The sequence below is a fragment of the Komagataeibacter rhaeticus genome, assembly GCF_011611525.1.
Taxonomy (GTDB): domain Bacteria; phylum Pseudomonadota; class Alphaproteobacteria; order Acetobacterales; family Acetobacteraceae; genus Komagataeibacter; species Komagataeibacter rhaeticus.
Map to the genome: position 1 here is coordinate 3493357 of NZ_CP050139.1, position 22236 is coordinate 3515592.

A 22236-nucleotide genomic window follows, 5' to 3' on the forward strand; every position below is an offset into this window, starting at 1 on the left:
CAGGTACTCGACATGACGCGCAGCCTTGGCCGCGCGGCGACCGAACTGGGCACCTCCGTTGCAGCGCTGAGCCGCCGTCTCACCCGGATCGAAGACGTGCTCGGGATGACTCTGTTCGAACGCGGCGTGAACGGCACGGTGATTACCGCCCCGGGACGCCGCGTCCTGCAACATGCGCGCCGCATGATCGTCGAAGCCCATCATCTCCTTGCGCTCGGGAGCGGTTCCATGGACAGCCTCGAAGGCGAAATCCGCCTTGGCCTCGCCTGCCCGCCGCTGCATCCGATGGTCGAAACATGGCTGCAGCTATGGAATGAAGCCCATCCCCGGACACGGATCGGGTTATATGCGCCGCTGGAAGAAAGCGTGACGGCCCTGTTGCTGAACCGGGGCGTCGACGTTGCGATTCTCCACCCGGATGCACTGACTGCCAGCCTTGCGTCCTTCGCGCTGTACCGTGAAAATATCATCGCCGTAATGCCCCAGCGCCATCGTCTTACGAAGCGCCAGACGGTGCTTTTGGCGGATCTGAGGGCGGAACACCTGTTGGTGCCGGTCATGACACAGGATGACCGCTGTGCCCGTTTCCAACTCGGGCTGCTCGGACCACAGGCGCGCATCGTGATGCATCGGGGCGGCATGCTTACCCTGCTGTCACAGGTCCGCGCTGGCGCCGGGCTTACCCTGTCCAGTACCGCCATTCGCGACCTGCAGCCACCGGGCCTCGCGTTCCGCAATATTGCCGACATTCAGGCTGAATTCGACATGCACCTAGCTTGGCGCGCCGAAGCCGAGAATGCCCTGCTGGGTCGGTTTGTCCGGTTCATGCAGACGGTGTCCCGGACCGGCCTCCTTCCCTCGTCTGCCCGTTCCGCAGACGCCGGAAACCCCGATCCGCCTGCATGAACCGGGCCAGCATGGGCACAACCAGTCGTGCAGGCGGATAAGGCTCGGCCAGATTGTCCTGACGGGCCATGATTTCGGCATAAGCCACCAGATCCCGGTAAAGGGCCGCGGGCAGGTCCACCGTCAGCCTTACGGGTTTTTCATCCTCGATCGTCGCAAGCCTGAGCTTCGTCATTCTCCTGTCTCCCCATAGGGTCTGAGCACAAGGTCACTCTTGACCATGACACGCATGGGCAGGCCGGGGCGGTTGATCGCCGTCGGCTTGATCGAGAGCGAGCGCGCCACGATCTGCTCTCCGGCCTGATTGAAACTTTGCGATGCCCCCATCCGCAGTGCCTGGGCGATCCCCCCCTGCCCGCTGCTGATATCAGCTTCCGAGCCGATGCTGAGGATGGTCGAGAGGATGGCTGCCTCGAAGACCTGTCCCCAGTGATTATCCACCCTGTCGTGCAGGCCGGTATAGCCGCTGGCATCCATGCCGGGCAGGCGCTGCAGGGTAAGGGCGCGGGTATCGGGGAAGATAAGGCGGGTCCAAACCATCTGCATCCGGGTCTGGCCGAACCCGACCTGTGAATTATAGACCCCGAACAGGATGCTTCCCTGCGGGATAAGCAGGATATGACCGGTACGGCTGTCATAGACGTTCTCCGTAACACGGGCGGTTATGTCGCCCGGCAGTTCCGAACGGATCCCGGTGACAAGGGCGGCCGGGATGATCGACCCTGCCATCAACGTGAAGGGGCTTGCCGGTGCCCCGATCCGATCGGTACTGACCGTCTGGCGGTCTGCGGGACCGTTCAGAAACTGCTCTTTGCCATCAGTTTCTGCTGGCACCGGCTTATCTGCCTCATCCTGCGACGTGGACGTCGTGCCGGTCGTCGCCGGTCCTTCATGCGCCGTCTGGGTCTGGGCAAACAGCCGACTGAGCCGCGCGGCATCGCGTTCCTGCGCCATTTTCTGGGCCTGCGGATCATGCTCACGGGTTGGTGTCGCCATAACTGGTCCGGCAACCCCGGCCCTGAGCATGGGACCACCCAGATCACCCGGCAGCGGCGCCCCGAGACGCGGTGTGGCATGGGGCAGTTGCGAATAATCGCGGGGTAGCCCTGCCAGGCCATCGGGCGTGTTCCGGTTGCCGGTATTGTAGAGTTCAGGCGGTTTCACAGGGCCTGACGGCCGGAGCGCGTAATAGAGCGCGCCCTCCACGCCTGTCGCGCCGAGTGCGGCGAGAGACAGCAGGACCCGTCGCGACAGCCTTGTGACAGGTGGCCGTGTCGATCGCAGCCGCATTTCGGACGGCGGACGGACCGTGTCGGGTGGCCGTTCCTCGCTGGCCGTGTCGTCGTTCCCGCTCATGACCGCCGCGCGCCATCCGTGCGGACGATCCGCACCATCTGTTGTTTCCCGGCCCCGAGTTTGAGCTGGGCTGCGGCAAACAGGCGATCCACGACCATATGGGTGCCGCGCACGCGGTAATTGACCAGTTGCCCGTCCCCTTGCGGTCCGATCACCCAGAGCGGCGGCATTTCACCCTGCGCGATCCCGTTCGGGAAGTCGATGAATACCTGTCGCCCGTCATCATAGGCCCGGAGCGGTCGCCAGGGCACGTTGGCTCCTTCAATCCGATAGCGGAAATTCAGGGCATCGAGATCGACGCCTGTGGCTACAGCCGCCTGTTCATCGGCATCCGCGTCCTGCCGGCGCAGGGCCAGAAGCTGGTCCTGCGGATAATCCCACGACACCGATGCCATGTAAGTCCGCTCGTCGGAACGCAGTTCCAGATGATAGGTCCGCCGGTCGGTATTGATCACCAGATTGGTCATCAGATCCGGCCGTGTGGGTTTGAGCAGGATATGTACGCGGTGTTCGGCCCCGGTCCCGCTGGTGGTGTCGCCAATAATCCAGCGCACCGTATCACCTGCCGCTACCGGCCCCGTGCCCACCAGCTTCTCGTCGGGCTGGAGGGCGATATCCGTGATCTCGCCGGGCGCGGCATAAAGCTGGTAGAGCGCTCCATCGGAGAACGGATAGACCTGAATGGCGTTCAGGTAGCCCGAGCGGGTCGGCTGCACACGCGCAGCATTGTTGGCGGCCCCGCGGGACCGGTTTGAGCTGACCCGGCAGGGGAAGCGGCTGGGGCAGTGCCACCACCTGCACCGGTTTGGGTGGATCAGGTAGCTTCACGGCCTGCCGGGGTGTGTTGTCATAGGGCACCGCTGGCGGCTTCCAGGTGGCGCAGGCGCAGAGCGGGCCGGTGGCAAGCAGCAATGGGACAAGCGAGAGGACACGCATCAGTTCAGCTCCCGTGACCAGTTGAGGGCATGGATGTAGATGCCCAGCGGGTTTTTCCTCAGCCGCTCGGCATTATCGGGCGATCGGACCACGACCGTCAGGATCGCGCTCCAGCGTTCGGTGGCGGACAGGGCGCTGTCGACATAGCGACGTTCGACCCATTCGACCCGGAAGCTGTCATCCGAGGCGCGGATGACGCTGGCGATCTCGACCGAGACCTGCTGCCGTCCGACCAGGGCAAAAGGATCGTTGCTGCGCGCGTAATCGTTGAGCGCCAGCGCGCCGCGATCGGTGACGTAATCATAGGCATCCAGCCAGTTCTGGCGCAGTACCACCGGATCGGCGGGAATGCCCCGCACTTCGGTAATGAAACGGGCCAGATACCAGGCGATCTGCGGATCGGTCGGGCGATAGGCGGCGGTTGCCCGAGCAGCTGCTGGGTCTGGGCGATGGACTGCTCCAGCGGCGCAAGGGTGGAATACGGCAGGCTGGCAAGGTTGCGCGCCTGGTTGGCAAGCATCGTGGCCTCGTTGAGGAGGCTCTGGGCCTCCTGATTGACCTGCTGCAGTTCACGGGCGGCAATCAGGACGTTCTCGACATGATTTGCCCCGTCGTAGACGGCCCATTGGGCGCGGGCTGACCGAGCAGCCAGAGCACAGCGCCGCCGACCCACAGCCGCAGGCCAAGCCCTAGGGCTGCCGCCAGCGTGCCATTGACGATGGCGACCGTGCGCGGTGCACCGTGACGACGGCTTCCTGGATCAACTGTTCCAGCCGCCTCAGCGCGGCGATGGCCGATCCGGCATGCAGGGTTCCGACGCCACCGGGATGAGGTGCCCCCGACGACAAGGATGTTCCGGCGCTGGCGGACAGCCTCACGCAGGATGTCAGCCTGCGTGGCGGTCATGATTGCGGACGCGACATAGTCAGCCAGTGAAAACACCGCTACGGCGGGACGTCGGATCGCAAAACAGGGTGCTGCGACCACAGGTGGCAGCAGCCCTTCGAACCGCTCCCCTGTTCCCGGTAGCTCGGCGGAAACGCGGGGACAGGCAGGATGGACTTCTGCCCCGACATGATGAGCAACCAGACGCATGATGCGTTCAGCATCGGCGGCATTGATCCGGGTGCCCGTATCCTCCATGCCGCCTGCCATCCGGTCGATCCAGAGCCGTCCGTCGGGATTGAGCATCACCTCGGCAATGGAGGGATCGTCGAGATGACAGGCAATTGCGACCCCCAATGCGGTACGCAGCATGCGCGCTCCACGGGCAGCCGCTTCGGAACGAGGCGAAATGACGGACATGGAAGACCCCGGCGACAGGCCTCGCAAGCGAGGCAGTGACGTAACGGGGTCAATTAGAAAAAGACACGGCCATGCAAACGCAACAAGTCAGTTGCGCGATAGGGCGCGCGGATAAAAAAACTTGCGACCGGCAGTATGCAGGCTGGTCACGCTATTCGGGCCATCCAAGACGATGGGCCACATGCTGCCACCGATGACAGGGAAGCACATTCGGAATTGGTAGAACTGTATAAAGACGCTGCCAAAAGAGCCTTCATAATGTCGTCTTTTTTTTGGGGGGGGACGGAAGGTCGGCTATTGGACAAAATGATTAGAACGCAAACGTCCGCAAGAACGGTGGTAGGGATGGCTCTGCACCTAATAGTAGCCGTTCAAGGCACCGTCCCGGATACCTCCGACAGGCCGAGCGATCCTTAGCGGATGACCAGCGGCTTGCTGATTTTACAAATGGGGGTGGCAGAAGCGAGCAAATCTCTCAGCATATGAATTGGAAGAACTCTGGCCTACCATTGCGTCAGCAATATCGCTTTTATACATAAGATCAAATGAGTTGCGCTCAGCCCTAGTCCTATGTTCGCAACGCCGCTAAAATAGCAAAAATTAGTGAGGGTAAACATGGCCAGAAACGTAGAAGACGAAATCGAGATTGAGATTGAAGATGAAGTCGATGGTGAGGAACTTAATACGCATGTCGAGTTCAAGATAGCAACCTATCCGTCTGACCTTACCCTGTCCGTTATCCATGAAATGTGGAAAGATAAGGACATAACAATCCCTTCATTTCAGCGTAACTTCGTCTGGAGCATAAAGCAGTCTAGCCTACTTATCGAATCGTTTCTACTGGGCCTTCCAGTCCCTCAAATCTTTTTCTACATTGACGACGAAAATAAGAACTTGGTCATTGACGGCCAGCAGAGAATCATGAGCGTGATTTTTTTCTTTGAAGGCTATTTTGGTTCTGAAAACCTGCAGGGCCGACGCACTGTATTCCGCTTGACTGGCCTCTCGAAAGGTAGCCCGTATGCAGGGAAAAGGTTGGTAGACCTTTCCACCCAGGACCAGAGGCGATTCAAGAATGCAGTTCTCAGGGCGGTAAATATCAGGCAATTGGCACCTGCCGACCAGTCCACGAGTATGTATCACATCTTTGAGCGACTGAATACAGGCGGCACTCCTCTTCGGCCACAGGAGATACGCAACTGCGTTTTTCACGGGAACCTAGTGGACGAGTTGCACGAGTTAAACGAGAATTCCGCCTGGCGCATTATTTTGGGCAAAAAGCCACTCGATAAGCACCAACGCGATGTAGAGATGATTCTTCGTATATTCGCTATGACAGAGAGAGGCGACGATTACGAGAAGCCTATGAAGGAGTTTCTTAATCAGCAAATGAAAAATTACGTTAAAAACAAAGGGCAATCCAAGGTCGCCCGCTTCGCTGAACGGTTTAGCGAAGTCACCAGCCTTGTCGCTCAGAGCCTGAATCAGAAAGCGGTTTGATTGATTTTTCGCAGAACTCTGCGGATATGGGCAATCATCAACCACGCGTGGGATGAAGAGATTGTTGCCTCGACATCCTTCGTGAGGCGACGGCAGCGTCCGAGCCATGCAAAGCTGCGCTCCACGATCCAGCGCATTGGCCAGATACTTCTTCACTGTCTTGCGATCGAGCCCTGTCTGGCGCGCGATGGCGCTGATGCTGAGCCCCTGTCTTTTGAGTTCCTGGATCAAAACGACCTCCCTGAGTCCTATCACCTGCTCGCCCTTCCTTTGGCATCAGCAGGGATAAATGTGCCGCGTGATCGTCATGGGGGCATGCCCCCATGACGATCACGCACAGTCCTCAAACTGGGGAATTTTCAACCAGCACATTTGGGGAGATTACAACCAGCACTCACAACCCTTACCTGATTCACGTATTCATCCAAGAACTCAAGAATATCGCCCTCGAGTAAATCGGTTTCGAGGTCGAATCTAGCATTCGACGCGAAGCGCGCGACGGCCATCAATCGATCGTTTTCTAGATGGATATATTCGAGATCGTTCATGGCTAATTTGGTGTGGTGCCGAGTTGCAGCGGCTGCGGCAGCGAGATCCTCATCCTCTTCGCAGCCTTCGATTTCTTGTGCCGCTTCTGATGCCTCTCGAAGGTTTCGTAGACCACGGTCGAGCGCGGCGCCAATGTGACCCGCGTAGATCAAGACCTGATGGAGGAGCAGGGCCATCTGCTCGACGGTCATATCTTGCGTTGAAGCAAGATAGGTTGCTTGACGCTCGAGTAACGCGATCCGCTCATTAGCCCGTGCGGTCGCTGCCATGGCCTGCCGAGCCGCTTCCACGGCCTCGCGTTCAGATTGTTCTAGGGCCTCTTGCCTAGCGCGTGCTGCCTCAACCCGAGAGAGCAAAGACCGATCACCTTGACTCTCTGCGATCGAAACCAACGATTCGAGTGCAGTATCGAGGGCCTCGGCTTCCGCATCGAAGATATCAACGATATCAGGATCGTAATATTCAATTTCGACAGCAGCATTCGCGGCAAGCTGTGCAACCAACTGCGCAGCGCGGCTACGTGTAGAAACTTGCTCGAAACCGCTGGCATCCTCCCGCCATTGGTCCGCTTTGTCTGGCCACATGACGCCTACAACAAAGCGCTCTAGCCGCACAACGGCCTTTCGCCTAATTGCATCATAGAGATCACGAACCCTAGCGTCATCGATCAGACCAGCGTCCCGACTAGATGCTTCCCGAAACATGCCCATCGGGGCCGTAACATCGACCCGGCCAAGTACATCTCTGGTTCCAAGGTAACGCGACGAACCTTGTTGTTTCCTTCGGTTCAGCCCAAGGGTATCGTCATTTTCTTCTCCGATCGGGAAAATACGAAAACCGTTTAAAAACAGGAAAATACTTCCAAATTCGACGGACCGCACCCCCATCTGCAACTTAAAATTGTGCTTAGCTGCACGATTTAGGTAGAAGATCTCCATTGCTACGGACGCATTCTGGAGACCTTGATAAGAATTATTTTCTTTTATACGATATATTAGTCTGCCCCGGTCGAATAATTGCGTTTGGATGGCCTCCCCCTCGACATTCACGACTATCCTTGTAGTCTTTTCCGCTAATAAGTTGCGGATATCGTTGCCTATGGGACCGGAAAGGGCACCGATCGATTCTCTATTCCAGCGATTATCGACAACTGTAACGTGAACAGGTGTATCCTCTGTTGTTCCAAAGGGATCGATTAGCTTGCCAAGATACCGTCGTAGCTTGTTGATCTTTTCAAAATCCCAGTCACTGCGCAGGTCACCAATTCGAAGAACAGTCCCAGAATCTTGCGGCATTGTGATCGGAGCATCTTCAGGAAACCTATCAGCTTGCTCCAGTTCGACCCCAATCCGCTGGAATAGTTGTTTATTGTCTAATTCAAACTTTCGCCATTCGACAGTCAGCACTTGAACTGCTTCTCGCAGCGAAGTGCGCGTCGACATCCTTAGCACTCCTCCCAGGGTATCGCAGGAAAAGCGCCCAATGCCCTTGCTCCCGGCAAATTGCCCACTGGGTTTTATCCGGTCTCGGTAGTCACTCGAGGTGCGTTCAGTCTCACTGCCATCGGCTTTCGCCGAATAGGCAACGAACAGCCAGCGATCCTTTATACCGGTCTCATTCATTCCCTTTCCGTCGTCGACGATCCAAATCTCGTTATGATTATTATCGAAGACGATATCGACACGGCGCGCACGAGCATCGAAGGAATTCTTGACCAACTCGAACACTGCAACAAACTCATTGGTGACAAGGTCTTGCCCAATGATGTCCTTGAGATGTGAGCTGACACGGAAGTGTTGAGGCGTTGTCATTGAGAGCAAGTTATCGGAATGTAGGAAAATGTCTATTCTTAACCCAGAGGCACGTCGCAGGCTCATGGCCCGGTTCCGGAGCAAGGACACCAAGCCAGAAATTCTAGTCCGGTGTGCCCTCCATGCCGCAGGCCGGCGATTTCGGCTCCACGCGAAGCATTTGCCGGGTAAACCGGATATCGTACTACCTCGGGATCGGACCGTGATCTTCGTCCACGGCTGCTTCTGGCACGCACATGAGAACTGCTCAGTGGCCCGTATTCCAAGGTCTCGACCTGACTACTGGAAAGCCAAGTTCGACACGAATCGCAAACGCGATCGTCGCAATGTCGAAGAGCTTGAGAACCTTGGATGGCGGGTAGTGACGATCTGGGAGTGCGAGGCTCGTTCGCCGCGTCTGGCAGAAACGATCGAGCGGTATGGGCTTATAGGCAGCATCTCGGGAAAAGGGCTAGATCCCACCACTTCTTTCTGAGAAAAATTTGGACAGGCCGAAGATACGGCGCAACCGCGAACGCTCACCTAACCCCTTATTATTTGTAAAGTAAGAAAAATATTTAACGTATCATTTTTGGTTAAATTGTAATATCAGCCACTTTTATGTCTGAAATTCGATGGATGACATTGCTTTTTGGCTCACCTTCCGACGCTTTAATTGACCGACATGAAGGCGTTATTTGCCATTCGGCTTCTGCCTATGCTCGCCTTCATTCTCCTGTAACCCGTGATAAACTCGCTCGTCGTGCCTTCCCGAACCCCCGATCAGTAGCGATGAACCGCTCCGGCATGGGTAAAATGAGGCGCACTGGCTCGGACATAGTCTGCCCGGTACCTCGACCAAGGATTGCGGCATACGCGACAAGATCGCGGTGCAGGGCGGCGGTCAACTCCAGCGTGACCTTCACGGGCTTGTCGTCCTCGATCGGACCAAGCTTCAACTTCGTCATGGGTGGGTTTCCTTCTCTTTCTATGGCTTGAGGATAAGATCGCGATTCAAAATAAGCGTGAACGGCAATCCAGGCCGATCGGTCAGGGTGGGCTGGACGTTCAGGCTTCGATCGATCAGCCGGTTACCGACCATGGAGAAGCCGTTGCTGGCGCCGGAACGGATGGCCTGCATCAGGTTGTTTTCGTTCCATGACGTGCCCGCTTCCGAGCCGACGCTGAGCAGGGTCGTGACCAAGGCGGCTTTGAAAAGCTGACCCCAATGATTATTGACCTCATCGGACAGGCCAGACTGGCCGATGGCGTCGCCACCGGGCAACTTTTCCAGGACGAGGCTGTCGCCATTCGGATAGATCAGCCACGTCCAAATGATCTAGGTGCGCTGCTGCCCGAAGGAAATCCCACTGTTATAGGCCCCGAACAGGGTGCTGCCCTGCGGGACAAGCAAGAACCGTCCGGTCGGACTGTCATAGACGTTTTGGGTCACATGCCCGACGATCTGGCCGGGTAGGTCGGAACTGACCTTCGTGTTGAGCGCGCCAGCAATGATGGTCCCAGTCTGGAGGATATAGGGCGAGGCGGGAGAACCCACCTGATGTTTCCCCAAACGCCAGGGTCAGACCCGTGACCGTGATGATGATCACCGAGATGATCTTGGCGACCGGTCCCTGCACGGATTCCAGAATCTGGTTGAGCGACTCCTCCCACGGCATGTCGGAGCCCGACGCCAGGGCCGAGGAGCACCATGCGATGGAAAGCAGCAGCATGGTGGAGATGGCAGGCGCGTGCCGACGCACACGGAACAGCGTGAGGTTCATTTCTAATCTCCATCGGTATCAATTGAATGAATGCGATAGGCACCAATGCCGGGATCAATCCCGTCCACGGTGGCGAGTTCGGACAGGCGACGGGCCACCCCGCGTCCGGACAGGACCGCGATCACGTCAATGGTTTCCGCGATCATGGCGCGCGGCACCGTGACCACCGCTTCCTGGATCAGTTGTTCCAGACGATACAGGGCAGCCAGTACCGATCCGGCATGCAGCGTACCGATGCCGCCCGGATGGCCAGTACCCCATGCCTTGACCAGATCGAGTGCCTCAGCGCCACGCACCTCACCAATCGGAATACGGTCGGGGCGTAGGCGGAGACCGGACCGGACGAGATCCGAAAGGGTAATCACACCTTCACGGGTCCGCAGGGCTATGAGATTAGGCGCCGTGCATTGCAGTTCTCGCGTATCCTCGATCAGCACGACCCGATCACCGGTTTTCGCGACCTCGGCCAGTAGGGCATTGACCAGCGTGGTCTTGCCGGTCGAGGTGCCGCCGGCGACCAGGATGTTTTTCCGTTCCGCAACAGCGCGACGAAGATATTCCGCCTGACCGGACTGCTTCGCGTTCCCCTTTGCCAGAAGATAGGCGCTTTCGTGCTCATAGCGCAGAAAACCCGAAGATGACGCATAGGACTTGCGAAACACAATATGCCCGACCATGCGAAACCCGGCTGCCTTCCAAGCTTCGGCGAACAGGTCGATCTTGTTCCAGCCGTAAAAACTGACGGCAAGACCACCCCATTTCAGGACACGGTGCATCTGGTTAAAAGCGGGCCGAAGCCAGCGCGCATTGTCGTCGTTGCGAACCTTCCGCCCGTCCCTGCCCTGATAGTTCACCAGGTAAGGCGGGTCCGGGTCTGGCCATCGGGCCGCAAGGTCTACGTCATTCACTACCGCTCTGGCGGGAGGCTGCGGCGTTACACGATTGGCCAGCATGGCAGCCCGTGGACGGCAGATCTCGCCCGTGATGAAGCCATCAGGATCCTCGCGCGGGTCCATACTGGAGAAAATCCGGCGGACAAACGGTCCGATGATCGCAAGGCCATGACTGTCACGAGCTTCTCCAGGCGCTTTCTCGACGAATATGTCGATGTCCACCTGAAACCCAGAACACGGGGGGAATACAGGCGCTCGGTGGAACTGTTCATTGTCCCGAAATTCGGAAGCTGGCGGATGGCTGACCTTTCACGGGCTGAAGTCGTCGAATTCCATGGCAGTTTCCGGCATATCCCCTATCAGGCCAACCGGACGCTGGGCGTTCTGTCAAAGATGTTCAGCCTTGCCGATCTATGGGGTATCCGCCAGGACGGTGTGAATCCATGCCGGGGCGTCAAACGCTATCGGGAGGAAAGACGGGAGCGTTTCCTCACCAGAGAAGAGTATGCCCGCCTGGGCAACAGCCTCGACGAGGCCACCGAAGATATGCCCGAAGCGGCACGAGCCATCCGTCTGCTTGCCCTCACGGGGTGCCGGTTGCGGGAAATCCAGACGCTCCAGTGGACGCATGTCTGGCTGAATGAAGCCGAACTGCGCCTCCCCGACAGCAAAACCGGAGCGAAGACTGTCCAGTTGGGCACGGCGGCGGTTGATGTACTGAAGGCCACCCCTCGCCTGCCCGACAATCCCTATGTCATCACCGGACGCAAGGCTGGCGAATATCTCACTGACCTGCAAAAGCCGTGGCGTCGTATCCGCAAGGCGGCAGGCCTGGATGGCGTCAGGCTCCATGATCTCCGTCATTCCTTTGCATCAGATGCCCTGGAGATGGGAGCGGACCTGACAATGATCGGCCGGATGCTGGGCCATAGCGACATCAAGACGACCTCCCGCTACGCCCACCTGAAGCGGGAAAATGTCAAACGCTCGACGGATCAGGTTGCTCAGCGCATTTCATCCGCGCTCACCGATACAAGGATACAGGCCTGAATACCGAAGATACCCAATCAACGGCCTGCCCACCAGTATCGACCCGCGTTTTACGTCTCGGGAACAACCAGCACATAGCTGGTGCTTCTGCCTCCTGCAGCCTCCCTGGCCAGAATATTGCGCGATACGAGATCATTGATATCACGCAGGGCTGTATCCGGTGACGTCTTTGCAAGCTTCGCCCATTTGGAAGAGGTCAGCTTGCCCTCGAACCCGTCCAGCAGACGGTTCAGCATGAGGCGTTGCCGGTCATTGATCGATTGCCCGGCCAGATTGTCCCAGAAACGGGCTTTCTGGATGACTATTCCCAGGACCAGTTCAGCGCGATCAAAGGCCCGATCCAGAGCCCCCAGAAACCAGAGCAGCCAGGCCGTGATGTCCATATCCCCTTTCTGGGTGGCCTCAAGAATTGCGTAGTAATCCTTCCGCTCCTGACGGATCTGGGCCGACAGGCTGTAAAAACGCTGCTCTGTCTGTTCCGAACGCGCCAGCATGAGGTCACCGATGGCCCGCGCCATGCGCCCGTTGCCATCCTCAAACGGATGAATAGTAACAAACCACAAATGTGCGATGGCTGCCTTCAGCACAGGATCCAGCGCCTGCCCGGCATTGCACCAGTTGAGGAAGACCTGCATCTCTGCGGGCACCTTGCTGGCTGTCGGCGCCTCATAATGAACCTTCTCCCGTCCGACAGGGCCTGATACGACCTGCATCGGGCCGGTTCTGTCATCACGCCATCCTCCGACCAGAATGCGTGACATGCCGTTTCGGCCAGTGGGAAACAAAGCCGCATGCCAGGCGAACAGCCTCTCCTCGGTCAGCGGATCGGCATAATGTCGGGTCGCATCCAGCATCATCTCTACGACGCCTTCGACATCCCGATCCACCGGTGCCAGCGCGCCGATATCCATCCCCAATCGCCTGGCGATGGAAGAACGCACCTGCTCACGATCGAGGTTTTCGCCCTCGATCTCGCTCGACTTGATGACATCTTCCGTCAGGGTCTGGAGCACGGCTTCCGACCTGAAATCGAAGCCGAGGCTTTCCATACGGCCCAGGAGGCGTCCTTGCCGATGACGCACCGCGGCCAGTTCATGGGAAATGGTGTCCTTGTCCCACTGGAGGCGGGGCCAGTCTTCATGCTGATGAATGTATCGCGCCATATTCCCTGCACTCCTTGCGGGGAATATGGCGCTTAATCACCGCAAACCGCAAGGCTATATCCGCATAATATGCGGCGAATAAATCCATTATTCCTGCACACACTGGTCGAGCGCTTGGCAAAGAAGTTCCCGCTACCTTTTCCACCCCTCCCGAAAAGCTGTGCCGCCTTTTGCACACCAGATCGTCTTTCACCCTTCTTCCCGACGGAAAAATGACGGCAATGGGGAAAAACGGAATGTCGGCTGTTGAGCGATGTGATAAGAGAATTGCTCCAGATACCTTCTGATCATAATATATCTATATTCATGTCTGAACGTCTAAAAAGCACACATAAACATAATTCTGGAGAATTGAACCATTCCTAATAACAAACATCAAAATTGCATTGATCCTATTGTAAATTTCGAGCGGGTTCGTGGTGAAATAAACGTTCTCACCAAGCCAGGTTTTATTGGAGACTTCCAATATATCGAGTTGATGGAGGTAATTGGCACGCCAAAAAACAGCAAGACACTGAATATTATATCTATTGCAGTATTGAAAGAAAATATTGCGACTGAAGACACTGTGGGAAAACAGAACTTTCTCACTAAACGCTTTAAGATTGAAGGATTCAAGGACTGGACCTTTGGGGTCGTTCGTACAATTCTTCCACTTAGCGCTTTGGATAATGCCCTGAAAAATCTGGCTGAAAAAAAGTTGTGGAGTCCAAGCGGTAAAGTGCTGGAAACAGGAGCATTAAGCCTAGAACCTTCGATGTTTGTACGATCAGACGGCTCAGTTCCAGTTGCACTGAACAAGATTTTACAGAATAATTTTTGGGCTGGATCTCACGTATTTCGTCTGATTGACCATACAAAAGGAAAGCTATTTCCTTTTTTTTCTGATCGACGAAGACTACAAACACTCTCGGATGTTGTGTCTGGTGTGGTTCCGATAGAAATTTCCAGTTTGTCAGATTTCTTAGGAGATATTCTGATTCAAATACCGGTTTCAGTGGTGGTCCTCAGCATTAAAGCGCCCCGCAACGCAGGATATTCAGAGGTAACCGTGACGTGGAGACCTGGTTCAGCGCCACGCCCGCTAGTGATCGCAGCCCGTACTCAATGGGACCATATCCTAACAAATGTCACTGTCGGAGAGAAATTTCAAGAGACTGTCCGGTTGAGTGTTAACAATCATTATCGTCCTTTAGAAACGGAAATTTTAGACGAGGAAACTGGCATTATAATGAGCGCCACGGCTTTAACGCCTTTTCCCTCCCGAGCTAATATTCGTATGTACATTCAAGAACCCGAACCACGTCTATTCACTATACCGCGATCCAAAGTTGAAACAACTCCTGAACGAATCAAGATAAGACGTGTAAACATTAGTTCGTTCGGTGGACCAAACCAAAACGATGCAAATTATTGGCTAAATCGGCGGCAAGATCTTGATGAAAAAAAGCGTCTTTCAGATACTCGTGATTTTGTACAGTACCGTCCATTATTGAACTCTTCTACTGAAAGAAATCGTGCTCTAGAAGATATACGTTTCCTTCTGGATAAACATGGTGATACTGGTGTTGATTTGTGGGATCCATATCTGACGGGGCATGACCTTCTCGAAACACTTTTTTGGTGTGACTATGGAGGGGTTCCGCTGCGCGCTTTAACTGATGGCAAGGAACCAATAAAAGAAACGGCAACCGATACCCCCAAAAAAGGAGTGTCTTTTTCTGATGAGCAGAAAAATGTACTCGATCGGTGTGGAGGGAATCGACAGGGTTTATGTTTGGAGTATCGAACCCGAAGAGGCCCCAAAGGCTGGAGTTTTCATGATCGTTTTTTGATTTTTCCAAATGCTGAAAGTGGCCCATTAGCATGGTCACTGGGCACATCAGTAAATAGTCTGGGACTTGCTCATCATATTCTGCAGCGCGTTTCTAATCCGGCAATGGTAGCTGGCGCATTCGAAGACCTTTGGAATGAATTAGACGAACCACAACATCTCATCTGGAGGTCAAAGTGATATTACGCGAGGAGGTTCTCAATTATCTTCTGGAAATCCAAGACGGAGAAACTATACCACCGACCAATTTAGAGAATATAATTATAGACTTCGAAACGCAAAGTAAAAACCTAGAAACAAGAGATTTGACGCAGGCAGCCATAACAGATCTAGGGGATGTTCCAGATAAATTAAATAATTTTACTCTTTTGACGCCAGACCAAATTCTTGAACTGGCAAGACGCTTTGGTTGGACTATCAACGCGCTTACACAATGGGACATACATAACACCAACTTCAAAATTTGGATTGAATGTATACTCGCGTCAGTTGCTATCTGGGATTTTAACGGTGATTTTTGGCGAGCTGTATATCCTCGGCTCGCCGAGCCTGCCAAAGCATTGCAGGGCTGCGCAGTTGTAATTCATGATCGTGTACCAAAAACTTTCGTCCCTTCTCAGGCGCCTATTTGGGAGCAAGAACATGAGCGTGGACTGTGGGAGGCAGACCGGACAGAAAACTGGAAGCAGCTATTTGAAATGGCACAGGCATTTCCGCAACTTCCTTTTTTAGATGGTGGCGCGAGGCAGGCGTTATTAGCTCTTAGATTTTTTGATTGGCTCCGCATAATTCGCTTGGCAGACAGAACTGATAGCTGGATTCGTACTCACTTCATGTTGGAATCACTCTCGCTTGCAGACGCTCTCCGCGTTGCAATTGCGTGTAGAAATAAATACGTACACTTCACGGTAATTGAACGAGTTACTAGAAGAGAAACTCGCATATTATCGCCAGAAGAAAATAGGTATTTGAGAAATTTATTAATAATACTATCAAAAGATAAAATAAACTGGCCCCATTGGCTTGAAATATTTAATAAATACCCTGTTCGTGCAGCTCATATGCAAATTGCGATAGGACAGGCACTGGCTCACGTTGACCAGCGTGCATGCCAAGATTATGTTTATAGTATTTCTTTAGATAATGACAGCGTAGAAAATCAGGAATGCGTGGAGCGCTGTTTGTCTGTGTTCAAACGAAGTACAACAAGGGCACGACGTTGCATACTGTGGCGGTGTGCTTTTGAATGTTGGCAAAATTGGAATTTTGGTATCGAAAAAAATAATAATCTTACTGCTATTAGTCGAAGTGCATTGGACTATGCCGTAGTAGGATGGCTTGTTGAAGGTGAAGAAAAGAAAACATTAAGTGATATCGAACGCTCTTTCGAAAAAAAATTCCGCACATTCGAATTACAATGGCATAAGTCCGAAACTGCCGTCACTTCTGGATTCTTCCGTTTACTTTCTCAGTATCAAATTAAAAGGCACGCCATTGACCAGTCAGTAAATGATTTATATTGGTTGCCAAAATCTATTGTCTACACGCCAGAAGCGGTCGACAGTGATTTTACTCGAGCAAAATATAGTTACGATTAAATATAATCCGAAGAACGCTGCCGCATTCCGCTTTTTCTCATCGCATGACTTTTTGTGAAAAATGAGCTTAGTAAATTGGTCCGTTTATCAAAAGCGCACTTTATCATATGAACGTCCTAATATGAGGCGGATGCCGCCAGTCCGGCCCTATAAATGATCCCATCCAGACGCAGCCGGCTATCTGGAACTGGAATACCGTGCGCCAATCCCAATTTTATTGACAAGAAATGGCAAAGATTGTCATATTTAGGTTAGGAGGCGCCGATGGCAACAATGAACGTATCCCTGCCCGATCCCATGAAGGAATGGGTAGAGGCTCAGGCCAAAACGGGACGCTACAGCAATGCAAGCGACTATGTCCGCGACCTGATCCGGCGTGATCAGGAGGCCCGTGCGGCGCATGATGAGGTTCAGGCCCACATCACGGCCGGTCTGCGTAGTGGCGTCGGGACCAGGAGCATGAAGCAGTTGCTGCAGGATGCTCGCGCGGCTGCCGGGACGACGGATGCCGACCTGTAGAAAGACACGGCTCGCCGAAGACGACATCGTCAACATCTATATGCAGGGCGTGAGGGATTTCGGGCCGCGGCAGGCCGAAATCTACCATGCAGGGCTGTCGGACGCGTTCGACCTTATCGCCTCACATCCGCAGCTTGCGCCTGAACGTCACGAATTCGACCCACCGATACGGCTGCACCGTCATCGGGCTCACCATATCCTCTATCTCATTGACGACGATGGGGTTCTGATCGTCCGCGTGCTGCCCCGACTACGGCGCTGGGAGCGGCTTATGGAAACAGACTGACGCTGCTTGTGCTCGCCAAACCTGCTTTACCCTTCGCTGGAGACGCCTGTCGTTCCTGCCGTTGACGCTGGCTTTCTGCCCCGCCGCTGTTTCTGGAAGGCCCGATCAGTCTCCATGAAACGCCCGACCATGAGCGGCACCAGCCGGGTCGCATCGGGGATGGCATCTGCCGCCTCACCTGCTTTCCCCGAGACCAGTTTAGCATACAGCAGCAGGTCGCGATGTATCTCTGCGGGGAGTTCGATCGTCAGCTTGACCGGCCGACTGTCAGGAATTGTGCTGATACGGAGTTTTGTCATGGCGCTGCTCCTTCATGCAGATGCCAGGGTTTCAGGACCAGATCGCGATTGACGATCAACGTGAACGGCAGGCCCGGCCGGTCAGTCAAGGTGGGCTGAACATCCATGCTTCGGTCGATCAGGCGGTTTCCCACCATGGAAAACCCGTTGCTGGCGCCGCTGCGGATCGCCTGAAGCAGGTTGTTCTCACCCCATGATGTCCCGGCTTCAGACCCGACGCTCAGCATAGTTGTCACCAGTGCAGCCCTGAAAATCTGGCCCCAGTGCTGGTCCACCATATCCTTGAGCCCAGTCTGACCGATCGCATCGGCGCCCGGGATCCTGTCGAGCACAATGCTCTCGCCATCGGGGCGGGTGAGACGGGTCCAGATCACCTGCGTGCGCTGCTGCCCGAAAGAAACGCTGCTGTTATAAGTGCCGAAAAGGGTGCTGCCCTGCGGGACAAGCAGGTAGCGTCCGGTCGGGCTGTCATAGACGTTCTGCGTCACATGCCCGATCAGTTGCCCCGGCAGGTCCGAACTGACTTTCGAGTTGAGCGCGCCTGCGATGACCGTCCCCGCCTGAATAACGTATGGGGAAACAGGCTGCGTCAGGCGATCCGGGCTGATCGTGACGCGATCAGGCTGTCCTGCCAGAAAGGCACGGTTGGCGGCCTGCCGATCATTTGTGCCCGCAGACGCAGCCGGAGTGCTATTCCCAGCAGTGGGCGACGCAGGAGCAGACACGCTGTCCTGCCGCCCGGCGTCCTGAGTCTGCACGAACAGCTTGCTGGCGATGGCTGCCTCGACTTCCTGTTCGGCGCGCCGGTCACCCATACCGGAAACCGGTCCGGCCCTGCCTTCCTGCTGCGCCTTCAGGATCGGTTTCCCTAGATCACCGGGCAAAGGCTGCCCCAGCCTGGGCACGCCGGTATAATCCTTCGGCAGGGCATCTAGCCCATCGGCAGAAGGGCGCGCATCAGAATCCTGTACGGCGGACGTGGGCCCCTGCCGGGTGGAATTCTGTAGCGCGTAGCCCAGCGCCAGTCCAATCCCGATCATGCCTGTGCCCGCCAGCCCCCAGACAACATAGCGCGACAGACGCACGACACGCGGCCGTTCCGCCCGCAGACGCAGATCGGGCGGCGATGGCGGGACCGCAGGGGATGCGTTTTCTGTGCCGCCTTCGCCGCTTTCGTCCCGGCGTTCTTCCTGCCCGTCCGTCATGTCCGCCGTCTATCGGTGCGTACGATGCGCACCCGCTGCTCGGAGTGTTTGTCGCCTAGCCGCAGTTCGGCGGCCGCGAACAACCGGTCCACGATCATCCAGTTCTGCCGCACCCGATAATTGACCAGTTCCGGCCCGCCGTCGGCCCCAAGCACGAAGAGCGGGGGCAGTTCCCCCTGCCCTATGCCAGCCGGAAAGGCGATATAGACCTTGTGGCCATCATCGAACGCCCGGCTGGGCAGCCAGGGCGGTGTGCCGCCTTTCACCGGCTGGATGGCATAGCGGAAATTCAGCGCGTTCAGATCCAGCCCTGCATCCACCGGCGCCTCGTCATCGGCCGCATTGTCCTGCCGATGCAGGGCGATCAGATCATCTTCGGGGTAATCCCACGACACCGATGCCATGTAGGTCGCGGGCGTGGAGCGTAGTTCCGCCAGATAGGTCCGCCGGTCGGTGTTGACGATCAGATTGGTGGTGAGGTCCCGCCGCGTCGGCTTGACCAGGATATGAATCCGCTTCGTTGCCCCTGCCCCGCTCTCGGTATCACCGATGATCCAGCGCACCGTGTCACCGGCAGCAACCGGCCCAGTGCCGACCAGCTTTTCACCCTGCTGGAGCATGATGTCGGTGATTTCGCCGGGCGAGGTGTACACCTGATAGAGGGCACCCGGAGAATAAGGATAGACCTGCACCGCATTAATGAATCCAGCCCTCGTGGGCTGGATGCGCGCCGACAGATTGGCCTGCGTCACACGCGCGGTCGGGTCGGCAACTTCGGGAGTCGGATGGGCCGCGCGTCGTGAGGGCAGCGGCTTGAGCTGTCCCGGCAGGAGAAGCGGTCGGGGGACTTCAACCACCCGCACCGGTTTCGGTGGGTCCGGCAGGCGCGTGGCCTGAACAGCGTCATCGTAGCGGATGACAGGCGGACGGTAATGCTGCGCGCATCCGGCCAGAGGCAGGATCAGCAGCGGCAGGACACGAAGAGCGCGACGGATCATTGGCCCAGCTCCTTCGACCAGTTGATGGCAGAGACAAAAACACCAAGGGGATTTTTCCGAAGATGATCGGCATCGCGGGGTGTGCGCAGAACAACGGAGACGATGGCGGTCCAGCGTTCAGTGCCAACGAACGCCCCGTCGCGGTAATGCCGCTCGACCCAGGCAATCCGGAAACTCGCGGGCGACGCCCGGATGACGGACGACACGTCCAGTTCGACCTGCTCATGCCCGATACGGGCAAAGGGATCGTTCTGACGGGCATAATCGTTGAGCGCCTGCCCGGCACGGGTGCGTCGGGCAAAATTGGGGGGACCACGTGTCCTTGACGCGGTTTGCCCTCGCGCATGGTAGAATGGGAAGGCTGAGGGAAAGCCTCGTATTCCTCCTGCGTCTCACGTCGGGCGACCAGCACGATTACCCGCGCCCTGAAAGAACCCGCCAGAAAACCCGGAAAGCCCCGCCCGGAGAGACCGGGCGGGGTTGGTCGTGTGAGGTTCAGTCCCCGTTCCGGCTGCGCGGCCGGGTCCAGATGAGGGAGTAGCCCTCGCCTTCCTCGTCGGTGAACAGGTTGGCGAAGATCGGGGCGGCGAAGGAGGGATCGTCCAGCTTCAGGCTCAGATAGGTGCGGCCTTCGCTGGAGCGGCGGGTCCAGGGCGATGTGCGGGTTGCTGGCGAAAGCATCTCGCAGAGCGAGCGTGCGCCAGGCTGTCAGTTCCGTGAGAAGCCGATCAGGCAACGGCTTGATCCCGTCTTCCTCCTCGGGCTCGACGTCAGGAGCAATGCTATCGCCCACTGCGCCTTCATCACTGCCATAATCAGCAATACGTTCATCTCGCCCATCATACGCGGGGTGTTCGTATTCATCCGAACCATCGGCATTACCGGTCTCTTCGGGCTCGGCCGGCATGTCCTCGGGCAGCACGAAGCCCCGCTCCACCTGCAATGTGCCATCACTAGCGAGGCTGACGAAGGTGCCGGCCCGCGCCATGTCAGCGGGATCGAACGCCAGAGGCCGTTCCTCCAGGGCAAGAATGGCCTGCTCGATCTCGCCCAGCCGTGCATCAATCTCGTCCGGATATTCGTCGGCCCGGGCGTATTCAGCCTCTATGGCTTCCTGCTCGGCGCGCAGGGCTTCGAGGCGAGCAGTTTCTTCGTCGGATAGTGGCACTTCCGCGCCTTCGATTTCCGCGAAATGCCGTGTGTGCCCCCATGGGAACGACAGGGCGGTTTCGACCCACTTCCAGCCCTCGGCGCAGGCCTGTTCAGCCGCCTCCTGCAGCTTTTCCATGACCAGCCGGTCCAGAATGGCCGGATCCTGCAGCCAGCCGCCGTCATCGGCCTCGAACAGATCGCGCATGATAGGCCCACCGGCCGCGAGATAGGTGTCCAGTCCGACGAAGCGGACGCGACGATCCGAAGCCCGCACAGTCTTTTCTGTCAGCATGCGGCGGATGACGTAGGGTTCACGGTTATGGCTCTGGGACACGATGTCCCAGACCTGCTCCTGGCGGGCATGGTCATCGCTGATGGAAAAGGCCATCAGCTGTTCCAGATTCATGCCGTCCTGCTCGTAGATCTCCAGCAGCTTGTCGGACACGGTCATCAGCCGCAGGCGCTGTTTGACCACGGCCGGTGCGACGAAGAACGCTGCGGCGATTTCCTCCTCGGACATGCCTTTCTCCAGCATGTCACGGAAGGCGCGAAACTGGTCCAGCGGATGCAGGGCCACGCGCTGGACATTTTCGGCAAGGGAATCATCCTCGGCGAGAATGGCCGATCCGGCCTCGCGGACCACGCACGGCACGGGGGCCGTCTTCGTCAGTTTCTTCTGCTTCACCAGCAGTTCGAGGGCGCGAAAACGACGCCCACCGGCAGGCACTTCATAGGTACCGGTCTCGGCCCCAGTGTCGTCGAGAACAGGGCGGACGTTCAGACTCTGCAGCAGGCCGCGGCGCTCGATGTCGCGGGCCAGCTCCTCGATCGACAGGCCGGACTTCACACGCCGGACGTTGGACTGGGACAGCACCAGCCGGTTGAACGGGATGTCGCGGGACGAACTCAGGGTGATTTTGGGAATAGCGGTCGCCATGGCGAAAAACTCCATGACGGGCGGACAGGAGACTCTCTCCCATCCTCTCAACCCGTCACGAAAATCAGCGCAGCCCTCTGACTCTGAAGGCCCCAGACCCACCCAAAATCCGCAACCTTTTCCCGGCAGGAAACGACGGCAATGGGGGGATAACGGAAGGTCAGCTTCCGGATTAC

General features: G+C 56.7%; 16 protein-coding genes and 13 pseudogenes. 8 read left to right on the forward strand and 21 right to left on the reverse strand.

Translation table 11 applies throughout. From position 1 onward, the window contains the following. The first annotated feature begins 12 nt into the window (after window positions 1–12). The gene (locus tag GWK63_RS16180; protein WP_240919172.1) at window positions 13–906 is read left to right on the forward strand and encodes a LysR family transcriptional regulator; all 894 of its coding nucleotides are present in this window, start codon (window positions 13–15) and stop codon (window positions 904–906) included. Here GWK63_RS16180 and GWK63_RS16185 read toward each other — a convergent pair. The 6 genes and pseudogenes from GWK63_RS16185 to GWK63_RS16210 all read right to left on the reverse strand — a co-directional run. Continuing rightward, on the reverse strand, window positions 824–1081 hold the full coding sequence (locus tag GWK63_RS16185; RefSeq protein WP_083824458.1) for a DUF2274 domain-containing protein: 258 nt from the start codon (window positions 1079–1081) through the stop codon (window positions 824–826). The genes GWK63_RS16180 and GWK63_RS16185 overlap by 83 nt on opposite strands. Next, complete coding sequence (locus GWK63_RS16190) at window positions 1078–2262, reverse strand: TrbI/VirB10 family protein (protein WP_112209752.1); 1185 nt, start codon at window positions 2260–2262, stop codon at window positions 1078–1080. The genes GWK63_RS16185 and GWK63_RS16190 overlap by 4 nt, the downstream gene beginning before the upstream one ends. After that, window positions 2259–3198, reverse strand: a pseudogene (gene trbG, locus GWK63_RS16195) (P-type conjugative transfer protein TrbG). Before trbG (GWK63_RS16195) ends, GWK63_RS16190 begins: the two are co-directional and overlap by 4 nt. Continuing rightward, window positions 3198–3629, reverse strand: a pseudogene (trbF, locus tag GWK63_RS16200) (conjugal transfer protein TrbF); the annotation flags it as partial. The pseudogenes trbG (GWK63_RS16195) and trbF, both read right to left, overlap by 1 nt. After that, window positions 3620–3871 (reverse strand): annotated as a pseudogene (locus GWK63_RS17335) (P-type conjugative transfer protein TrbJ); the annotation flags it as partial. The pseudogenes trbF and GWK63_RS17335, both read right to left, overlap by 10 nt. 55 nt (window positions 3872–3926) lie before the next feature. Then, window positions 3927–4503: pseudogene (locus tag GWK63_RS16210) on the reverse strand (hypothetical protein); the annotation flags it as partial. A gap of 615 nt (window positions 4504–5118) precedes the next feature. On the opposite strand from GWK63_RS16210, the gene GWK63_RS16215 reads away from it, so the two are divergent. Further along, entirely contained in the window at window positions 5119–6003 is an 885-nt protein-coding gene (locus GWK63_RS16215; RefSeq protein ID WP_007398776.1) for a DUF262 domain-containing protein, read from the forward strand. Here the strand turns inward: GWK63_RS16215 and GWK63_RS16220 are convergent. The 3 genes and pseudogenes from GWK63_RS16220 to GWK63_RS16230 form a co-directional block, all read right to left on the reverse strand. Further along, window positions 5988–6149: pseudogene (locus tag GWK63_RS16220) on the reverse strand (transposase); the annotation flags it as partial. The gene GWK63_RS16215 and the pseudogene GWK63_RS16220 overlap by 16 nt on opposite strands. Then, window positions 6121–6258 (reverse strand): annotated as a pseudogene (locus GWK63_RS17340) (helix-turn-helix domain-containing protein); the annotation flags it as partial. The pseudogenes GWK63_RS17340 and GWK63_RS16220, both read right to left, overlap by 29 nt. Before the next feature lie 104 nt (window positions 6259–6362). Further along, window positions 6363–8429 (reverse strand): ATP-binding protein, encoded by a 2067-nt coding sequence (locus GWK63_RS16230; protein ID WP_112209763.1) that lies wholly within the window; start codon window positions 8427–8429, stop codon window positions 6363–6365. Between GWK63_RS16230 and GWK63_RS16235 the strand changes: the two genes are divergently transcribed. Next, window positions 8428–8838 carry a very short patch repair endonuclease gene (locus tag GWK63_RS16235; protein ID WP_237701071.1) on the forward strand — a complete coding sequence of 137 codons (411 nt, stop codon included), beginning with the start codon at window positions 8428–8430 and terminating at the stop codon, window positions 8836–8838. The two genes, GWK63_RS16230 and GWK63_RS16235, sit on opposite strands and share 2 nt — an antisense overlap. 232 nt (window positions 8839–9070) lie before the next feature. Here the strand turns inward: GWK63_RS16235 and GWK63_RS16240 are convergent, their stop codons facing one another. The 5 genes and pseudogenes from GWK63_RS16240 to GWK63_RS17115 form a co-directional block, all read right to left on the reverse strand. Then, on the reverse strand, window positions 9071–9310 hold the full coding sequence (locus GWK63_RS16240) for a DUF2274 domain-containing protein (protein WP_039998566.1): 240 nt from the start codon (window positions 9308–9310) through the stop codon (window positions 9071–9073). A 20-nt stretch (window positions 9311–9330) separates the two neighbouring features. Continuing rightward, window positions 9331–9891: pseudogene (locus tag GWK63_RS16245) on the reverse strand (TrbI/VirB10 family protein); the annotation flags it as partial. After that, window positions 9884–10126 (reverse strand): annotated as a pseudogene (locus GWK63_RS17345) (TrbC/VirB2 family protein); the annotation flags it as partial. The pseudogenes GWK63_RS17345 and GWK63_RS16245, both read right to left, overlap by 8 nt. A 2-nt stretch (window positions 10127–10128) precedes the next feature. After that, a pseudogene (locus GWK63_RS17110) lies at window positions 10129–10695 on the reverse strand (ATPase, T2SS/T4P/T4SS family); the annotation flags it as partial. Window positions 10696–10707: 12 nt separating this feature from the next. Beyond that, a pseudogene (locus tag GWK63_RS17115) lies at window positions 10708–10980 on the reverse strand (DNA methyltransferase); the annotation flags it as partial. Between GWK63_RS17115 and GWK63_RS16260 the strand changes: the two are divergent. Next, window positions 10897–12069, forward strand: coding sequence for a site-specific integrase (locus tag GWK63_RS16260; protein WP_007397380.1), 1173 nt, complete (start codon window positions 10897–10899; stop codon window positions 12067–12069). The pseudogene GWK63_RS17115 and the gene GWK63_RS16260 sit on opposite strands and share 84 nt — an antisense overlap. A 50-nt stretch (window positions 12070–12119) precedes the next feature. Here the strand turns inward: GWK63_RS16260 and GWK63_RS16265 are convergent, their stop codons facing one another. After that, on the reverse strand, window positions 12120–13232 hold the full coding sequence (locus GWK63_RS16265) for a Fic family protein (RefSeq protein ID WP_007397379.1): 1113 nt from the start codon (window positions 13230–13232) through the stop codon (window positions 12120–12122). Between the two features lie 478 nt (window positions 13233–13710). Between GWK63_RS16265 and GWK63_RS16270 the strand changes: the two genes are divergently transcribed. The 4 genes from GWK63_RS16270 to GWK63_RS16285 all read left to right on the forward strand — a co-directional run bounded on the left by GWK63_RS16270 (window position 13711) and on the right by GWK63_RS16285 (window position 17469). Then, window positions 13711–15246: a VPA1262 family N-terminal domain-containing protein gene (locus GWK63_RS16270; protein WP_139064268.1), complete on the forward strand. Its 1536-nt coding sequence runs from the start codon at window positions 13711–13713 to the stop codon at window positions 15244–15246. Next, window positions 15243–16664 (forward strand): hypothetical protein, encoded by a 1422-nt coding sequence (locus GWK63_RS16275; protein WP_166498174.1) that lies wholly within the window; start codon window positions 15243–15245, stop codon window positions 16662–16664. The genes GWK63_RS16270 and GWK63_RS16275 overlap by 4 nt, the downstream gene beginning before the upstream one ends. A gap of 264 nt (window positions 16665–16928) precedes the next feature. Next, a complete protein-coding gene (locus GWK63_RS16280; RefSeq protein WP_007397371.1) occupies window positions 16929–17183 on the forward strand; it encodes a type II toxin-antitoxin system ParD family antitoxin in 255 nt (84 codons plus the stop codon). Further along, window positions 17143–17469, forward strand: a complete 327-nt coding sequence (locus GWK63_RS16285) for a type II toxin-antitoxin system RelE/ParE family toxin (RefSeq protein ID WP_223846588.1) — start codon at window positions 17143–17145, stop codon at window positions 17467–17469. The genes GWK63_RS16280 and GWK63_RS16285 overlap by 41 nt, the downstream gene beginning before the upstream one ends. Before the next feature lie 26 nt (window positions 17470–17495). On the opposite strand, the gene GWK63_RS16290 is transcribed toward GWK63_RS16285, so the two are convergent. The 6 genes and pseudogenes from GWK63_RS16290 to GWK63_RS16315 form a co-directional block, all read right to left on the reverse strand. After that, complete coding sequence (locus tag GWK63_RS16290; RefSeq protein ID WP_007397369.1) at window positions 17496–17768, reverse strand: DUF2274 domain-containing protein; 273 nt, start codon at window positions 17766–17768, stop codon at window positions 17496–17498. Continuing rightward, entirely contained in the window at window positions 17765–18973 is a 1209-nt protein-coding gene (locus GWK63_RS16295) for a TrbI/VirB10 family protein (RefSeq protein ID WP_007397368.1), read from the reverse strand. Before GWK63_RS16295 ends, GWK63_RS16290 begins: the two co-directional genes overlap by 4 nt. Then, window positions 18970–19971, reverse strand: a complete 1002-nt coding sequence (gene trbG, locus GWK63_RS16300; protein ID WP_039998564.1) for a P-type conjugative transfer protein TrbG — start codon at window positions 19969–19971, stop codon at window positions 18970–18972. Before trbG (GWK63_RS16300) ends, GWK63_RS16295 begins: the two co-directional genes overlap by 4 nt. Next, a pseudogene (locus GWK63_RS16305) lies at window positions 19968–20261 on the reverse strand (VirB8/TrbF family protein); the annotation flags it as partial. The pseudogene GWK63_RS16305 and the gene trbG (GWK63_RS16300), both read right to left, overlap by 4 nt. 205 nt (window positions 20262–20466) lie before the next feature. Further along, a pseudogene (locus tag GWK63_RS16310) lies at window positions 20467–20622 on the reverse strand (DUF736 domain-containing protein); the annotation flags it as partial. Then, window positions 20621–22060, reverse strand: a pseudogene (locus tag GWK63_RS16315) (ParB/RepB/Spo0J family partition protein); the annotation flags it as partial. The pseudogenes GWK63_RS16310 and GWK63_RS16315, both read right to left, overlap by 2 nt. Window positions 22061–22236 lie beyond the last annotated feature (176 nt).